General features: G+C 64.4%; 1 protein-coding gene. It reads right to left on the minus strand.

Annotation, left to right across the window (positions count from 1 at the left end; all coding sequences use genetic code 11):
* Window positions 1-14: 14 nt before the first annotated feature.
* The gene (locus tag ACL02O_RS34300; RefSeq protein ID WP_412822338.1) at window positions 15-878 is read right to left on the minus strand and encodes an IS5 family transposase; all 864 of its coding nucleotides are present in this window, start codon (window positions 876-878) and stop codon (window positions 15-17) included.
* Window positions 879-964: the final 86 nt, after the last annotated feature.

A 964-nucleotide genomic window follows, 5' to 3' on the forward strand; every position in this document is an offset into this window, starting at 1 on the left:
AGAGGGCATCTCGATCAGGTAGGTGGGGGTGTGTCTGTTTCGGGTTGATCGTCGCGCCATGATGGGGTCGTCTCATAAGTGAGGCGCCGGCTCATGTTGTCGATCATGGCCCAGTGGATCTGAGCGCGGGAGTGCTCTGGTGATGTTTCGTAGTCGCGGGCGAGTCGGCGGTGGAGCATGATCCAGCCGTTGGTGCGTTCGATCGCCCATCGCTTGGGCAGTGGTTGGAAGCCTTTCTGGCCTGGGGTTTTGGAGACGACTGCCACGGCGATGCCGTGGGCGGCGCCGCGTTCGATGACGGTGGTGCGGTAGGCGGCGTCAACCCATGCCGTGCTGATGTGACGGTGAGTGGCGGCGAGACGATCGATCACGTCACGGCCGCCGGCGGTGTCCGAAACACTGGCGGCGGTGACGATCACGACGAGCAGCAGTCCGAGGACGTCGGTGGCCAGGTGCCGTTTGCGGCCCTTGATCTTCTTGCCGGCGTCGATGCCTTGGCTGGCTTCGGGCACGTTGGTGCTGGTCTTGACGCTCTGCGAGTCGATGATCGCTGCGGTGGGTTCCGGGTCACGGCCGGCTGCCTGCCGGACCTTGCCGCGTAGCAGGTTGTGGATGGTCTCGGTGGTGCCGTCGGCGGCCCACCGGGTGAAGTACGAGTGGACGGTCTTGTACGGGGGGAAGTCGTGGGGCAGGTACTCCCAGGCGATGCCGGTGCGGTTGACGTACAGGATCGCGTTGACGATTTCCCGCAGGTCATGCACCGGCTTCTTGATGCCCAGCCCGCCCTGCGCGGCCCGCCACGCGTCCATGGTGGGTTCGATCAACGCCCAGCGAGCATCGGACAGATCAGTGCGATACGGACGGCGAGGGGTCGTCATGCATCGATCATTCCGACCCCTGCCTCCCACTCCCAGCAAGACATCAACCAGCGTGTACTAGATCAAACCCGACCGAGACGCCCTCT

Origin of the sequence: Micromonospora mangrovicola (genome assembly GCF_047200535.1) — a bacterium.
Classification (GTDB): Bacteria; Actinomycetota; Actinomycetes; order Mycobacteriales; family Micromonosporaceae; genus Micromonospora.